We start from the raw sequence: 213 nt of genomic DNA, 5'->3' as shown, positions 1-213 counted from the left end.
GCTGCGCCCTCAGATCATCCGATAAGGGCATCGAGTTAGAGGCCGCCACGAGCATGATTTCTCCCGTCACCCCGCTGGATAATCGACGAGACACAATGTGCAAATACGTTCCATAAAATATCGCCAAAACAATCGTTTGCGTCACGAGTAGCGGCACAAGGACAATCAACATCGAGCGCCCCCATAACGAACGGGGCCATAAACGCCTGAATG

Annotated in this window: 1 pseudogene; it reads right to left on the bottom strand. The window is 52.6% G+C overall.

The features are described 5' to 3' along the window. Positions 1 to 213: pseudogene (locus KB213_RS12965) on the bottom strand (hypothetical protein); the annotation flags it as partial.

The organism is Neokomagataea anthophila (assembly GCF_018122595.1).
GTDB lineage: Bacteria > Pseudomonadota > Alphaproteobacteria > Acetobacterales > Acetobacteraceae > Gluconobacter > Gluconobacter anthophilus.
This window is presented reverse-complemented; position numbering and strand designations above follow the sequence as displayed.